Source organism: unidentified bacterial endosymbiont, from assembly GCF_918320885.1.
Taxonomy (GTDB): Bacteria; Pseudomonadota; Gammaproteobacteria; order Enterobacterales.
Genome location: NZ_OU907312.1, coordinates 907567 through 922982 on the forward strand (window position 1 = coordinate 907567; position 15416 = coordinate 922982).

Genomic DNA, 15416 nt, shown 5'->3' on the forward strand with positions numbered 1-15416 from the left:
ATGGAGAGAAGAGCGATATGGAAGATAGTACAAAGATTTTAACCCTTGGTCATGGAGGGAACAGTAGAGGTATTCAAGCTAGCATTGAGCTAGGTGGGTCTGACTCACAAAGCAGTGGGGTGGAGGCGTTGGACCCACTAGCCTCCTATGCCGAATCTTTAAAGGGGATGATCAGAGCTCATGAGCCATCGGCTACTCTGACGCATCCTAGCCTTGGGATTACAGATAAGAATGGACAAGGTGTTCCCCAAGATGCGGAGGCGCAATATAGTCTTGGGGTTAGGTATCAAGAAGGGCACGGAGTACCCCAAGAGGATGCACTAGCGGTCAGTTGGTACCGTCAGGCCGCTGAGCAAGGCCATGCGGAGGCGCAAAATAATCTTGGGGTTATGTATGCCCATGGGCGCGGCGTCCCTCAAGATGATGCATTGGCAGTCGCTTGGTACCGTAAGGCCGCTGAGCAAGGCCATGCGGAGGCGCAAAATAATCTTGGGGTTATGTATGTCGAGGGGAGCGGCGTCCCTCAAGATGATGAACTGGCAGTGAATTGGTACCATAAGGCGGTTGCGCAAGGGAATGCCAATGCACAAAATAATCTTGGGTTTATGTATTCCTATGGGCGCGCCCTCCCTCAAGATGATGAACTGGCAGTGAATTGGTACCATAAGGCGGTTGCGCAAGGGAATGCCACGGCGCAAAATAATCTTGGGACTATGTATACCCATGGGCGCGGCCTCCCTCAAGATGAGGCGCTGGCTGTCACTTGGTTTCGTAAGGGGGCTGAGCAAGGCTCAGCTAGTGCGCAAAATAATCTTGGGGCTATGTATGCCAATGGGCGGGGCGTCCCTCAAGATGATGAACTGGCAGCTACTTGGTACCGTAAAGCCGCTGAGCAAGGAAATGCTGATGCACAAACGTGGCTTGGGTTTATGACTGAAAAAGGGCGCGGCGTCCCTCAAAAAGATGAGTTGGCAGCCACTTGGTACCGTAAGGCCGCTGAGCAAGGAAATGCTTATGCGCAAAATAATCTTGGGATTATGTATTACAAAGGGTGTGGTGTCCCTCAAAATAATGAGCTAGCGATGAGTTGGTTCCGTAAGGCGGCTGAGAAAGGCCATCCCAAGGCACAAAATAATCTTGGGTTGGTGACTGAAAAAGGGTGTGGCGTCTCTGAAGAGGATGATTGGGTTGATATATAGCAGAGGGCACGGAGTAGCTCAAGATATCGTGTGAACTGTACTCTTATCCACTGTGAAATGAGTCTGAAGGCGGGGGCTTTTCTAATGGCCTTCGCCGAGCCTAGGCCTGAAGATCAGCCTGGCTATTCAGCACACTCTTTTTGATCACCACCTGGGGCCTCAAAGCGCTCCGTTCCTGAGGACAATGGCTTAATCAACCGAATTTCACCATAGATCTGTACACCATTTTCAGACAGATGACTTGTCTCTTGGTGTTCAAAGAAGAGAAAATAATAGAGGATGTTCCAGAAAGCGGGAGTGTTCCATGATATTCAGTAAAAAAATTACTCTAGTCTATAACGTCATCAATTTATTAAAAAATATATTTTTATTATCCATAGTTTTCTTTTTTTGCAAGCTAGTCAACCTACAAGCGATGCAACAATCTGCGATAACAGCAGAAAAACACCAGTGGCAAAAGAGTAGTCGTACAATAGATTTAGAGGCTAGATTCTTAAGAGAAGAGGAGCTTATTCATACAGTTGAATTAGCTTTAACTCAGTATAAAAATATCCAATTGGTCAATCTTCAAGATCACGCTGTAAAATTAGCAGCAGATCTACCAAACCAACTGCAGGTTACCGTCGTTATTGATGCCTTTCGAGCCTTTACAACAGCAGCTTATGTGTTAGAACAGCACCCAAATTCCTACAGGATAACCACAAAAAGTGAGGTCATTGCTCGATTAGCCTCAGCGTGTAAGCACCCGTTACTCATTGGGAAGTCTGAGAGAGGTGCAGCACTTGCTTATGATATTCCAAATTCTCCAACACGTGTCGCAGAGCTCTCAGTCACTGGTCGTTCAGTCCTTCACAGAACAGAAGCTGGGGCCAAGGGAATTTTTCTTGCTCAGAATGCAGATATCATACTGGTAGCAGGGTTTGTGAACGCTGAAGCCACTGCTGAATATATTCGTAAACTCGTTAATCCAAAGATTACTCTAGCGCCAATGGGGCATGAGGCTACGACTCCTTCATTAGAAGATCATGTGTGTGCTCTCTCTATCGCTACTTTAATTAATAACGAAAAAATAACTATAGAAAAATTTATCCCTGCGCTTCGAAAAGGTTCAGGGAGTTATTTTTTCTCTCAAGATCAATGGCAATATCCTCATGAAGATTTTAAGCGATGCCTGGAGATGGGACAACCTAGCTTCGCCATTCAAGCCATCATAAAAAAAGACTATGCTATTTTAAGACGGTGCCAGTAAAACACCTAAAGAGGATGTTTGAGGTGAGCACTGTAACAAATCAATCATCAAATCTCGAATCCCTCTTCCTGGCCAACGGAGATTATTTAAAGTCTTTTTTCTCATCGTGCTCCACGATTGACGATTGACCGATTTTTTGATATCCTGCATATAATGAAAGTGTGGCGTATTGATAGCAAAATGCATAGGATGTATGGTGATTACTTTTATTTCATTGCTGACTATCTTCTCCATAAGCGGTTGCTTAATTTCTAGGGGATGTTTTTGCCATAAATAACCACCATCTTCCAGAAAGATAGGAACTTCTAGAAGCCCAAAACGATCTTTAAATGGGGGAACAATTTCTAAATCAGTACAGACATTCGAGGAGATCAACAGACCAGCTTCAGCCATCGCTTGTCTAGAGACATTACAGCTAGCAAATCGATGACAGCGATAAGCAGGCAGGTTGTGAGGCAAATCCATCACATACTTAACAACTTCTGTTATACAGGAGCCCTGTGATGAATTTAAGTCGAAATAGGGATGAAGACCGATCTCTATCTCTGACATGCTCGCCTCTACTCGAGAGGAGTGATGTGTCGAAAAAATTGTGGGTAAAATATTTTTATCCTTAAGAAAATCAAGGGTTTCCTCAATAGCAGACTCACAAGCCCAATCAATATCAACCGTTACAATTAGATGACTCATCGGGATATCTCATGAAAACGACGGAAACGACTTTCATCAATATCATGCTTAGCAAACAATTCTGACAGTGAAGCATAAGCACGTAGATCCTCTGTACGTTGACTGGTTGACCAACTATCATTATCTCGCATATATTGAGCATTTCCATACGAAAGAATATTAAAGAGCGAGGCATTCATTTCATGATTATCTTTAAAATGAAGTCGAAGATGACGTCCCTCAAGAGCACGCTTAGCCTGTTCTTTGAAATGATTATATAAATCATCTGAAATAGCATGTAACTGATCTCGTTCTGGAGAATCATAAGACATATATTGAAAAAACTTCCAACAAGCTATGTGACCACCAGCCGCTTTTACCGCATCAAAAATAAAAGGAAGTTCCTCTGCTAGAAACAGATGATTCTTTTGTCCAATAACACTATGAAGTTTAAGTTCAATACCTTTTTTAGACAGTAAACTACAGACCTCCACAATATTGTCAAAATAATTGTTATAGCCTCTATGATTGCGTCCAATATCAGTCAAAAAGCTGTTTTTAACACCATCTATGGTCACTGCAACAGTATCAACCACCCCTTGCATTTCAGAGGCAACTGTTTCATCAAGGCGTGTGCCGTTTGTATAGATCTCTATTTCTAAATTCTTGAGAGGATCAGAGGAACGGAACGTGCGTAGATGTCGTAGAAGTTCAATAAATTCACTTGGAGGATGTTTTCCAAAAATAACCACTTCTCCACCAGAGAGTGTTAATCTGCGAAAATCAAAGTGATGGTACAAATGAGAAACAAGTTCTTTCTTTCCATTAAGATTAAGCTCAGATTTCAATTGATAAGGGGCGTTCTCAAGCACACAATAGCTACAACGTAAATTACATCGATTAGTCACCATCCAATAACCCTTATAATAAGATCTAGTCATTGATAAACTCCTGTTTGTAACGATAATCACTAGAAAAATCCGAAATAAAAGTACCATCAAAATAAGTTAATAGCTCTGCATCGTAAGGACCATCCCCAAAGGCGCAGACTTGCCCAGGCCAGCGTATATAATGCAAAAGTTTATGAATTGCCTTAAATTTAGAGGCTTCCCAACTTAGAATAAAAGCACGCTCTTGATACTTTTCTATACGAAGACCTAACCGCTGTGGAACCGTTTCAATGGGTATGGCGATCTGGAGTATCTCTCCTGCTTGCTCTATACGTTTAGCTTGTGGAATTAATGATTCTAACCAGGTGATCTCCTTTAAATGGAGAGGAAAACGCCACAGTAAATCGCCCCGTCCATTGGTGACAACAGCCCCGCTGTAACTCACAATCCATTCAACCTCTAAATCATAATCATTCATAAGTTGGAGTAAATCATCAGTGGCACGGGCACTACAGATAATTCGTCTTGGGAATTTCTTAAAAGCATCTAGACATCGATGGGTTTTTTCAGGATTATTTTTATGAAAAAGCGTTCCATCAAAATCACTGATTGCCATAGATGCTTGATTAGAAATTTTAGCCACGATCAGTTGTGAGAGCATTTCATTGTTATATAAATCACTTATTTCAAGAGCCATCGATGAAAGCTTTGAAAAATTTGGCAGCATCTCCTCGATTGCCTTTAAGGCTTCATCATCGCTATCTGTAAATCTAGTATAAGGGAGGTGTTCTAAAAATTCAGCAGCAGCATTTCCACTTTTTCTTGCAATATTTGGAATCCCAGAAGCCAGGGTTTCAAATATTGAGCGGCCAAAGGTTTCACAGGTGGATGTAGAGAGGTGAAAATGGGCTTGCTCAAGTTCTAATGAAAGCTTTTCCGGAGAGATATAACCAGAAAACTCAATAAAACGGGTTAGCTTTAAACGTTGAATTTCAGCATGGACTTGACTACAATATTCAGAATTTTGAGTAGCGCCTATCACGCGAAGTGTGGCGTCTGGAAAGCGTTGCTGCAGACGGTAAAATAGTTGAATCAATCCCAGCGTATTTTTTTGAGGTTTTATACTGCCGATACTGCAAAACCTGAGAGGTCCATTAATCAAGCGTACTTTGGGTGTAAAAAATTGTCTATCAACACCTCTTGGAATCATATGAATCCGCTCCTCTGGAATAGCGTAAACCTCTATCAGTTGGCGCTTCTCTAAAGGACTTGGCGTTAAAATATTGGTAGACAGTGCCAATGCCAAACGCTCCATCTCCTGGTAACTTTCTGGAACACGCTCTCCAGAATCCAGGTAAGAGGGGGTCAGGAACATCGGAAATGTCCAAATGTGTACTCCTTTTTGTACAGGAATATTGACCAGACTAAATTGCATAGAGAGATGTATAAAAATAAAATGAGTAAAGAGATTTTCAACAGCTTTGACTTTTTCTGCAATAAAGTGACTATTGGCGAGTCGCCTTTCAAACCGATTGGATAAATTAAAAGGATACTCAAAGTGCCAGGGGGTGGTGGAGTCTGTTACAGGACCAAACTGCATAATCTTCAGAGCATCACCAAAAGCCTCTTTAATCGTACTGACCAACCTAGATCCACCATCCCGTTGAGATAGATTTGGACTACATTTTTCTGTGATCAATAATATTTTCATGAGATCTCTCAAATAATCCTTCGTAGCGTTTAAAAATTTTCTCCCAACTAAAATCCTCAATAAAATCACCGCGCGGTGGTAAATGACAAAGCACCGCTTCTATTCTCTCTATTAAGTGCTTTAAATTATCCAGTTCAACCAGAATCCCCCTAGCCTCTGTAATAATTTCAGGAAGCGCTCCACTTCGGCCTGCGATCACAAAAGTACCTGCTGTAATAGCTTCTAAAATAGAGCGACCCATACCTTCTGAGTGAATATAAGAGCCTCCAGGCACTGCTGTTAACAGATCACTACTGAGCTGCATATAAACATCTGCACAAGCAATTTCATGACAAGTTTCTCTATTATCTAGCACCCCTAAAAATTCTATAACAGGTGTCAGATGGTTGCTTAAAACTTGCTCTTTTGCCTGCTCGAGCAACAGACCATCTCCTGCCAATCGGACGCAAAATTGATTTCCTCTTAATAAAAGTTGATGGATTATAAAGAGTAACAGGTCATGGTTCTTGTAGGGGACGAAACGGGCAGCACAGAAGATAGTTAAGGGTCGTTGAGAGTTTGATGCTACCGGCTTTAAAGCAGAAATAGTCACCCCACCGACACAACGTAAAAATGGACAGGTTATCCCTACTTTAAGAAGACGTCTCTCCGTATAGACTGAATTAGTGATCAGCGTATCGATTACCTGATTAAGCGTTTTAATCCAGTAAGACTGTCTTAGCTTATGATCAAGGATCAGATCATGTGTCAGCGACGCTTTTAATATTTCATTGCCACCCGTACGATAGAAAAATCGGGCTCTAGGAAATAGAGCTCGAATTTTTTCTAATTCTTCAATCCATCTGCCGCTGTTAAAAAAAATAAAATCTGGAGTAATCTTTTCTGGCAAATTTTTAATATCGATAGGATATTTATTTTCTTTTAATACTATGCAATCTTGTTCATTGTCATTTTTAGTAATAACAGCAGACAGGGGAAAGTGTTGATGGTCAGTAAAATAATCAATAAAGGCAGCCGCATGCATTTCCATCCCCCCAATAAGAGGCGGAAGACGATCTGCAAACAATAGAATACTATGAGGAGTCGTCATAAATTCTCACAAAGCTTGCACTCTAAAATATCTACAATACGTTCTGCCGCATAACCATCACCGTAGGGAAAATGCACTTTCGACATGGCAGTTAGCGCCGCTTCGTTAGTCAGTAACTCTTGACAGCAAGCCACAATATGATCGGCTTTAGTGCCTATCAGTCTGGCAGTGCCGGCTTGCAGCCCCTCTTGTCTTTCAGTCGTATTCCGTGTTATCAAAATAGGCTTTCCTAAAAAAGAGCACTCTTCTTGAATACCTCCAGAATCTGTTATTAAAAAGGTACACTTCTCTAGAAGCTGGATAAATGATCGATGATCGAGGGGTTCAAGCAACTTGATATTGTGTATATCTGACAGCATCTCCATGACAGGTTGACGCACTGCAAGATTTGGGTGCAGTACAAATACAATCTGTATCTCTAAAAACTGTTCAGCAAGCGATCGGAGAGCAGAACAGATCGCTTGAAGCGGTTCACCATGGTTTTCTCGTCGATGAATCGTCACCACGATCACGCGCCATTGAGAAAAATCTTCAGTTAATGTTGAAGAACCGCGTGCTAGCCTGATAGCATCGATCGCGGTATTACCGACAACCCAAACATTCTCAGGGGGGGCTCCTTCTGCAAGCAGGCTTTTCTGTGCTGCTAAGGTGGGGGCAAAGAAATAGGTCGTTAGTTTATCAATTAAACAGCGATGCCCCTCTTCAGGCCAGGGTGATCCAATATCACCTGTTCTTAGTCCCGCTTCAACATGTGCCACTGGAATACCCGAATAAAACGCTGCCAGTGCTGCGATAAATGCTGAGGTAGTATCTCCTTGCACCAGGACAAGATCGGGTGTTGATTCGATTAAAACTGCTTCAAACTGTTTTAGAATATCAGCAGCACTCTGATGCAGCGAACGGTGAGATCTACTATTTTTCAATTTATAATGAGCGCTTATTCCTAAAGGCAATAGAACAGGCTCCAGTAAATCTGTATGCTGCTGAGTAAGACAGACTTGATAGTTAAAGCAACGACTGTTACTCATGGCCGTTACAATTGGCGCAAGCTTAATCGCTTCAGGGCGGGTGCCAATCACCACTAAAACAGATTTCATGTCAAACCTCCTGCAAAATCTAGGAGAATTTTTTTATCAAGACAGTGTAAAGGAATATTCTGAAATTCACGATGGGCAACAAGACAGACTACAATCTCAGCACGGATCAGTGCTTCATACAGTGGCTGAGTATTCGGCAGGTAGGGATCAACTCGAAGCACCTCGATCTCTTTTTCTAGAGTCTCTGCTACAGTCAATGCCGGAGAAGCACTGCTATCTGAAACATTTGGTTTGTAGGTTAATCCTAGGCAAGCAATCACCTGGGCGTTATTGTCTTTGATGGCCTCTCTTACTTTTTGAATCACCCACTCTGTTTTTTGTAGGTTCACTGCTCGCGCTTTTGCAATGAGAACGGTCAGATCGGGCGCGGCGGGTACCAGAAACCATGGATCAATCGCTATACAATAACCACCGACCCCTGGACCTGGATTTAAAATATTCACACGTGGGTGCTTGTTGGCCAGTCGAATTAATTCATTAATATCTATATTAATACGATCAGCTATCATTGACAGCTCATTGGCATAAGCGATATTGATATCTCGATAAGCATTCTCAGCTAGCTTAACCGCTTCTGTCACTCGTACATTAGCTGTGATAATCTCTCCGCAAACAAATGAGCGATAAAAATTTGCAGCCTGCAGGGTCGAAGTATCATCGACTCCCCCGATAATACGACTATTATGTACCAGCTCATACAGAGTGTTTCCTGGAAAAATACGCTCTGGACAGTAAGCTACAGAGAGATCAGAACAGACACTTCGTAACGCTTTGGCTATCGTGTCGGTGGTTCCTATAGGGCAAGTTGACTCAATTAAAATGAGATCTCCCGATCGAAGATGCGGCTTCAGAGCTTCAATAGCCTGGTGCACATAAGCAATATCTGGCTGGTTTTCTGAGTTTAAAAGGGTAGGAACAGCAATGATATGTATCTCGGCTGGCGAAACTGTTTTCGATACCTCAAGACAGTGATTACGGAGAGCGCTGATTAATAAATTTTGTAGATTTTTTTCTGAATGGATTAAATTGGCTGCTTGTACGCTTCTGACGACTTCATCATCAGTATCTACTCCAAGAACAGCATAACCCGAAGTGGCTAAGAGACAAGCTATAGGAAGCCCTACACGACCTAACCCTGTAATACATACCCGTTTTTTAAGGTTATGCTGCAGAACAGTGGACATCTTGACCTCCCTATTAAGCGCCTGTTATCGTTCTGAACCCTCTACTGCTTTCTCCTACTGATGCGGACATTATCCAATGGCTCCTCGCCAATTTTATCCAGGATGGCAGCTGAGTTTCAAATGCTTAATCAACCGAATTTGACCATTGGCCTGCACGCCATCATCCTGCCAGCCAAAATACCGATAAAAACCATTGGCTCTCACTTGAGGATTCCGATCAGTCAGCAGCCAGATAGCTTGACAGCCTTGATTCAATAGCCACTGTTCGGCCTCTTTCATGAGCCACCGGCCTAATCCTTTTCCTTCGTGCTCAGGGAGCACAAACAACGCGAAAATGGTTTTTTCACTGGCATTGGCCATAGCAAATGCCACAATTTTACGACTAAACTCCACCACCCAACCCCGTCCTGCCCCCGCTAGCAGGTTTGGCAGTGTTTCAGGGGTAATGTTCAATTGGGCGAGCACTTCCATGGACAAGTAGTTTTCTCGCACACTGGTTCTTACCTTGAACAGAGCAGGGATGTCGGCAGGGAGTGCCTGACGCAGGTGGCAGCCGGAGAGGATCATCTATAGGACCTCGCATTTTAATCCTGGTTTGATCTCAGACTGGGGTACTGGGTCGATCAACCCACCACTCACCAGGTTACTCTGCGCCCTGAAACGACAGCCAGAGTAACCAGGCACACCCTAAGCAAATCGCACTATCAGCCACATTGAAGGCGGGCCAGTGCCAACCTGCCAGATGCAGGTCGATAAAATCGATGACCGCACCCGTCTGCAGACGATCACTGAGATTCCCCAGCGCACCACCGATCACCCAGGTATAGGCCAGATTGAGCGATCGCTGGCTTGCCGACTGCCGCGCTAAATTGACCAACAGTACTCCACACACCAACACAGCGGCGGCGGCCAGTAGCCAGTGCCAGGCCGGATCGTTGGCCAATAGGCTGAAAGCTGCCCCTGGGTTTTGCACATGAACCCAATTGAGCCAGGGGAGACAGTAGCGAACCTCATCCAACATAAAGTGCTGCACAATCCACTGCTTGCTGAAGTGATCAAGTAGGCCAACCAGCAGCGCAACCCACAACCAGCGCAAGCCAGTCGCCTCTCCCCGTTTCAGCAGCGCTAGCAGCCTCATTAGGCAAACCGCCGGCTTTCACCGACCCCCTGCACATTGCTATGGCAGCGTTGACACAGTCCACTCGGCTCCCCTAGCGCATCCACTACCACCGGATCCGTAGTATAGTGCCAGCAGCGTGGGCACTTACTGCCTGCAGCGGGCGTGACGGTGATAAAGAGCCCAGGCAGACTGGTAGGTTGTAGCGTTTTGTCCGAAGGCGGCGCGGTGATGATCTCAACCCGAGCCTGTGAGGTGATCAACACAAAGCGCAACTCCTCCTCCAAGGCTAGTAATAACTCGGCCCACGGCGATTGGGCGTAGAGCACCACGGAGGCGGCCAAGGCACCACCGATGATCTTCTGTGACCGCGCCTGTTCCAGCGCGACATTAACGGCATCACGGATGGTCATCAGCTGTGACCAGCCCTTATCATCTAAAATCGGATGGCTCACGGTGACCGCCAGATCTGGGTACCAACGCTCCATCAATACCGAGCTACTGCGCGCGCCCGGCAGGTGCTGCCAGATCTCTTCCGCAGTGAACGAGAGAATCGGGGCTATCCAACGAACCAATGCCTCAGCAATATGATAGAGCGCCGTTTGACAGCTGCGGCGCGCCAGGCTGTCAGCGCGCGCGGTATATTGTCGATCTTTAATAATATCCAGATAAAAAGCGCCCATCTCGATCGAGCAGAAGTGCATCAACCGCTGCACCACGGTATGAAAATCATAGCGCTCATAAGCGGCGACGATACTCTCCTGCACCTGCTGTGCCCGAGCCATTGCCCACTGATCGAGCAGCACCTGCTGGCGTGGCGCTACCTGGTGCTGCTGGGGATCAAACCCGTTTAAGTTGGCCAGCAAAAAGCGTGCCGTATTGCGGATCCGCCGGTATAGATCGGTCATACTGGGTAAAATGCTCGGTGAAAAATTCATTTCGGCCCGGTAATCGGTGGCCGCCACCCAGAGCCGCAGTACATCAGCCCCTAAGCTCTCTACGATCTCCTGCGGGCTAACCACATTGCCCAAAGATTTAGACATCTTATGCCCATTAGCATCCACCGTGAAACCATGCGTCAGCACCTGCCGATAGGGGGCCTTGCCGTAGGCTGCTGTGGCCAGCATCAGTGAGGACATAAACCAGCCACGGTGTTGATCAGAGCCCTCAAGATAGAGATCACTCACCTCACAGGCCGACCGAGAGGCCATCACGGTGGTCTGGGTCGCGCCAGCATCAAACCAAACATCTAAGATATCCGCCGATTTATCGTAGTCTTTCGCCTCATCGCCGAGCAGCTCTGCTGCCTCTAGTGCCCACCAGGCGCTGATCCCCTGTTGCTCTACCCGAGTGGCCACCTGCTGTAACAGCTCCACACTCTTCGGATGACACTGACCGGTCTCTTTGTGCGTAAACAGGGCCAAGGGGACCCCCCAGGTGCGTTGGCGTGAAATACACCAATCTGGCCGCGAAGCGACCATGGCGTGAATGCGGGCTTCACCCCAAGCGGGCACCCAAGTGACGGTGGCTATCTGTTGTAAGGCCGTTTCACGCAACGACTGCTGGCTCATACTGATAAACCACTGAGGAACCGCCCGGAAAATCACCGGGGTTTTATGACGCCAACAGTGCGGATAACTGTGCTGGATACTCTCCTGGTGCAGTAGGCTCCCCCGTTGTTGTAGTAGTGCTATGATGGGCTGATCAGCCGCCAATATTGAAACCCCTGCCAAGGCTTCCGTGCCTGGCAGATAGTGGCCATCATCACCCACCGGATTAGCAATCTCCAAGCCGGCCTGTTGACCCACGATAAAATCTTCCGGACCATGCCCGGGTGCCGTATGGACCACTCCGGTCCCACTGTCGGTCGTGACATGCTCACCAACCACGGTCGGAACTTCAAAGGCGTAAAAGGGATGGCGGAACTGTAGCCCGACTAAGGCGGCACCGACGGCACTTCCCAGCAGCTGCCACTGGGCAATCTGCCAGCGCTGCATCAAAGCGGCGACCCGATCGGCTGCTAACAGCAGGCACTCTGTCTGCTCACCTTCGCCGATTTGAACCAACTGATAGGTGGCCTCGTTATTCAGCGCTAACGCCCGATTAGCGGGCAGGGTCCAGGGGGTTGTAGTCCAGATCACCGCCGATAGCGGTGCTGTACCGGGCTCAGAGAGCGCGAAACGCTGATACACCGCTGCCCTATCCGCCGCCACAAACCGCACCTCTAATGAGAGCGAGGTTTTATCCTGGTACTCCAACTCTGCCTCGGCCAGTGACGAACGACAGGCGGTACACCAGTGCACCGGTTTAGTCCCGCGGTAGAGATGGCCTTTGGCGATAATGGTCGCCAATAACCGCAGCGTCTCCGCTTCGGTCTTAAAATCCATGGTCAAATAGGGGTGTTGCCAATCTCCCAGCACCCCTAAGCGAACAAAATCCCGCTTCTGATGCGCGATTTGCGTGCTAGCATAGTCACGACACGCCTGCTGAAAGGCGGCAATGCTGATGCGCTCTCCAGCTTTGCCTAACTGCTGCTCCACCTTTAACTCAATGGGTAAGCCATGACAATCCCAGCCAGGAATATAGGGGGCGTCGAAGCCAGCGAACCCCTTGGATTTAATGATGATATCTTTCAAAATTTTGTTGACCGCATGTCCCACGTGGATATCCCCATTGGCGTAGGGGGGACCATCATGCAAGATAAAGCGTGGGCAGCCCTGTTTGGCCTGACGAATGGCGGCATATAAGTTCTGTGCGGCCCAGCGCTGAAGAATTTGTGGCTCCCGTTGACTGAGGGAAGCCCGCATAGGGAAATCAGTAGCCGGTAAATTAAGTGTGGCTTTATAGTCGTTCATACAGCCCCAAATCACTGGTTAAGCTAGCGTCAATTAAATTTTTTTCGATGATAGCATAGAAGAGAGTCTCTGCAGAGCCGCACCCTCTCCAGCGGTCACCCGTGAGGAGCGGATCAGGCGGCTGATGAGTCCACCAGCGATGGGCTGCGCAGATGGCACCAGCGGATGCCTAAGCAGAGCAGGATCCCCCCATACAGCAGTAGCGCACCACCGATGAGCCCTGCTAACCAGCCGATGCGCATCCCCTGCGACAGTGCCAGCCAATGGGCATGATCAGGGGTGAACAGCATCAAGGCCAGAGCCATCCCGAGACTGCCTAACAGCAGCCGCAGCAGCACCTGGATACTGTCTGACGTTAGGCGGTAGATCCCTTGGTGCACTAATCCCCGATAGAGCAGCGTGGCATTGACCATACTCGACAGCGCACTGGCCAAAGCCAATCCAATATAGCCAAACTTCCAGGCTAAGTTATTCAATAACAGATGGCTCCCCATAGTGAATAGGGCATAACGTACGGGCGTCTTGGTGTCTTGGCGAGCGTAGTAAGCGCACCCCAACACCTTAGCAACTAAAATGGTGAACACCCCACAGTTCAGAGTCTGCAGTGCCGCCTTGCTCGCTTGGAGATCGGCCAGTGTAAAGTGGCCACGCAGATAAAGCACCATCAAAATAGGCTCAGCTAATAGCGCTAAGCCAACCATCGCGGGGACGCCTAGCAAAAATACCAGGCGGATCCCCCAATCAACGGTAGCAACAAACTGATCAGCGGTCGGCTGCCGCTGCAAGCGAGCGAGGGTTGGCAGTAAAATGGTCGACAGGGTGGCGCCGATAACCCCCAAAGGTAACTCTAACAGCCGTTCGGCATAGTAGAGCCAACTGATCGCGCCAGTCTGCATAAAGCTAGCAATGGCAGTGTTGATTAACACGGTGATCTGATTGACCGAGACGCCAAATAGCGCCGGTAACATCAGCTGGCCTATTCGGCGGACCCCGGCATCCTGCCAATCCCAACGAGGCCAAACCAACAGTCCCGCGCGGCGTAAAAAGGGCAATTGAAACAGAAATTGTAGTAGCCCACCGAGAAACACCCCGATGGCTAAGCCGATAGCGGGCTCGGCGAGTTGTGGCGCCAACCAGAGGGCACAGCCGATCATCGCGATGTTGAGGAGCACTGGAGAAAAAGCGGCGACGCTAAACACTCCTAGGGTATTTAAAATAGCCCCGGAGAAGGCAACAAACGTAATAAACCATAAGTAAGGGAAGGTCAGCCGCAATAACTGATTAGCGAGTGGATACTTAGCAGCCTCCGCCCCCCCCTGCCACCACGCCATAAACCAACCAAAACCAAAGAGTAGCGTCACCAGGGGTGCTAATAGCATGGCACCCAGCGTCACCAGGGTCACTACCCCGCCCAGGGTGCCAGAAACGCGTTGGATCAAGCAGCGAGTCGAGTGCCGATCACCCCGCTGCTGATACTCCGTTAAGACGGGGACAAAGGCTTGGGAGAAGGCCCCTTCGGCAAACAGCCGGCGAAAAAAATTGGGAATACGGTTGGCAAATAAAAAGAGATCAGCCGAGGCCCCAGCGCCAACCACATGGGCAAAGACCATATCCCGCACCATGCCCAAAAGCCGCGAGAGCAGGGTCATACTGCTCACCACCAAGCCCTGGCGGATCAGTTGTTGACTCAAGATACCATTCTCATTAGTGTTGTGGGCGCTAGTGCTGATGGTGAGGAGCGCCCGGCATTGTCTACTGTATCCCCGACATCATAACGGGACTCCATGGATTATACCAGGCTGACTGGCTGATCCGCGGCGGTAGCGGCGGCAGCGATTGACAGCCGGCGGTAAAACAGGCATGCTGTCGCCCCAAGAAAACAATGGGCTAGAACCACAGTAAGGAGTTCTCACTTTGGCTAATATTAAGTCTGCAAAGAAACGCGCTATCCAATCGGAAGAGCAGCGGAAACATAACACCAGCCGCCGCTCTATGATGCGTACCTTTATTAAGAAGGTCTACGCTGCGGTCGCCTCCCAAGATAAAGCACAAGCGCTGCAAGCCTTTAGCACGATGCAACCCATTCTCGATCGCCTAGCGACCAAGGGGTTGATTCACAAAAATAAAGCCGCCCGTCACAAATCGACTTTAATGGCGCATATCAAAGCCATGGGTGCTTAGTCTCCTAAGGCGCTAGCCTCGTCGGCGAGGAGAACTTCAAACCGAAGGGGTCAAAGCCTGCTTTCCGTAAATGAACGGCCGCTGGTGACAGCTCGTGGCTGAATGAGCTCCCTATCAGGAGCCTAGCAGCCGCTGCTAGTCATCATGGTGCTGTACCCTCTCGTTACCTCGATA

General features: G+C 47.6%; 13 protein-coding genes. 3 read left to right on the forward strand and 10 right to left on the reverse strand.

Going from position 1 to position 15416, the window contains the following annotated elements; all coding sequences use genetic code 11:
- The first annotated feature begins 17 nt into the window (after positions 1-17).
- Positions 18-1199: an SEL1-like repeat protein gene (locus tag NL324_RS08280; protein ID WP_301282757.1), complete on the forward strand. Its 1182-nt coding sequence runs from the start codon at positions 18-20 to the stop codon at positions 1197-1199.
- A gap of 304 nt (positions 1200-1503) precedes the next feature.
- On the forward strand, positions 1504-2448 hold the full coding sequence (locus tag NL324_RS04575) for a 2-phosphosulfolactate phosphatase (protein ID WP_253306512.1): 945 nt from the start codon (positions 1504-1506) through the stop codon (positions 2446-2448).
- Here NL324_RS04575 and NL324_RS04580 read toward each other — a convergent pair.
- From NL324_RS04580 to murJ, 10 genes are all read right to left on the reverse strand, one after another.
- Positions 2431-3138, reverse strand: coding sequence for a polysaccharide deacetylase WbmS family protein (locus NL324_RS04580; protein ID WP_253306513.1), 708 nt, complete (start codon positions 3136-3138; stop codon positions 2431-2433). The two genes, NL324_RS04575 and NL324_RS04580, sit on opposite strands and share 18 nt — an antisense overlap.
- Positions 3135-4058, reverse strand: a complete 924-nt coding sequence (locus NL324_RS04585; RefSeq protein ID WP_253306514.1) for a radical SAM protein — start codon at positions 4056-4058, stop codon at positions 3135-3137. Before NL324_RS04585 ends, NL324_RS04580 begins: the two co-directional genes overlap by 4 nt.
- Positions 4051-5718, reverse strand: a complete 1668-nt coding sequence (locus NL324_RS04590; RefSeq protein WP_253306515.1) for a glycosyltransferase — start codon at positions 5716-5718, stop codon at positions 4051-4053. The genes NL324_RS04585 and NL324_RS04590 overlap by 8 nt, the downstream gene beginning before the upstream one ends.
- The gene (locus NL324_RS04595) at positions 5687-6808 is read right to left on the reverse strand and encodes a glycosyltransferase family 4 protein (protein ID WP_253306516.1); all 1122 of its coding nucleotides are present in this window, start codon (positions 6806-6808) and stop codon (positions 5687-5689) included. Before NL324_RS04595 ends, NL324_RS04590 begins: the two co-directional genes overlap by 32 nt.
- Positions 6805-7905 (reverse strand): non-hydrolyzing UDP-N-acetylglucosamine 2-epimerase, encoded by a 1101-nt coding sequence (wecB, locus tag NL324_RS04600; protein ID WP_253306517.1) that lies wholly within the window; start codon positions 7903-7905, stop codon positions 6805-6807. The genes NL324_RS04595 and wecB overlap by 4 nt, the downstream gene beginning before the upstream one ends.
- On the reverse strand, positions 7902-9089 hold the full coding sequence (locus NL324_RS04605) for a nucleotide sugar dehydrogenase (RefSeq protein ID WP_253306518.1): 1188 nt from the start codon (positions 9087-9089) through the stop codon (positions 7902-7904). The genes wecB and NL324_RS04605 overlap by 4 nt, the downstream gene beginning before the upstream one ends.
- A gap of 93 nt (positions 9090-9182) precedes the next feature.
- Positions 9183-9656: a GNAT family N-acetyltransferase gene (locus tag NL324_RS04610; protein ID WP_253306519.1), complete on the reverse strand. Its 474-nt coding sequence runs from the start codon at positions 9654-9656 to the stop codon at positions 9183-9185.
- Between the two features lie 76 nt (positions 9657-9732).
- Positions 9733-10227, reverse strand: coding sequence for a signal peptidase II (gene lspA, locus NL324_RS04615; RefSeq protein WP_253306520.1), 495 nt, complete (start codon positions 10225-10227; stop codon positions 9733-9735).
- The gene (gene ileS / locus NL324_RS04620) at positions 10227-13061 is read right to left on the reverse strand and encodes an isoleucine--tRNA ligase (RefSeq protein ID WP_253306521.1); all 2835 of its coding nucleotides are present in this window, start codon (positions 13059-13061) and stop codon (positions 10227-10229) included. The genes lspA and ileS overlap by 1 nt, the downstream gene beginning before the upstream one ends.
- Before the next feature lie 113 nt (positions 13062-13174).
- Entirely contained in the window at positions 13175-14752 is a 1578-nt protein-coding gene (gene murJ / locus NL324_RS04625; protein ID WP_253306522.1) for a murein biosynthesis integral membrane protein MurJ, read from the reverse strand.
- 223 nt (positions 14753-14975) lie between these two features.
- Here murJ and rpsT point away from each other — a divergent pair, with 223 nt between their 5' ends.
- Entirely contained in the window at positions 14976-15242 is a 267-nt protein-coding gene (gene rpsT, locus NL324_RS04630) for a 30S ribosomal protein S20 (protein ID WP_253306523.1), read from the forward strand.
- Positions 15243-15416: the final 174 nt, after the last annotated feature.

Excerpts from the sequence above, each read along its gene's own strand:
- NL324_RS08280 (WP_301282757.1), top strand. The coding sequence starts at position 18 with ATGGAAGATAGTACAAAGATTTTAACCCTTGGTCATGGAGGGAACAGT.
- NL324_RS04575 (WP_253306512.1), top strand. The coding sequence starts at position 1,504 with ATGATATTCAGTAAAAAAATTACTCTAGTCTATAACGTCATCAATTTA.
- NL324_RS04580 (WP_253306513.1), bottom strand. The coding sequence starts at position 3,138 with ATGAGTCATCTAATTGTAACGGTTGATATTGATTGGGCTTGTGAGTCT.
- NL324_RS04585 (WP_253306514.1), bottom strand. The coding sequence starts at position 4,058 with ATGACTAGATCTTATTATAAGGGTTATTGGATGGTGACTAATCGATGT.
- NL324_RS04590 (WP_253306515.1), bottom strand. The coding sequence starts at position 5,718 with ATGAAAATATTATTGATCACAGAAAAATGTAGTCCAAATCTATCTCAA.
- NL324_RS04595 (WP_253306516.1), bottom strand. The coding sequence starts at position 6,808 with ATGACGACTCCTCATAGTATTCTATTGTTTGCAGATCGTCTTCCGCCT.
- wecB (WP_253306517.1), bottom strand. The coding sequence starts at position 7,905 with ATGAAATCTGTTTTAGTGGTGATTGGCACCCGCCCTGAAGCGATTAAG.
- NL324_RS04605 (WP_253306518.1), bottom strand. The coding sequence starts at position 9,089 with ATGTCCACTGTTCTGCAGCATAACCTTAAAAAACGGGTATGTATTACA.
- NL324_RS04610 (WP_253306519.1), bottom strand. The coding sequence starts at position 9,656 with ATGATCCTCTCCGGCTGCCACCTGCGTCAGGCACTCCCTGCCGACATC.
- lspA (WP_253306520.1), bottom strand. The coding sequence starts at position 10,227 with ATGAGGCTGCTAGCGCTGCTGAAACGGGGAGAGGCGACTGGCTTGCGC.
- ileS (WP_253306521.1), bottom strand. The coding sequence starts at position 13,061 with ATGAACGACTATAAAGCCACACTTAATTTACCGGCTACTGATTTCCCT.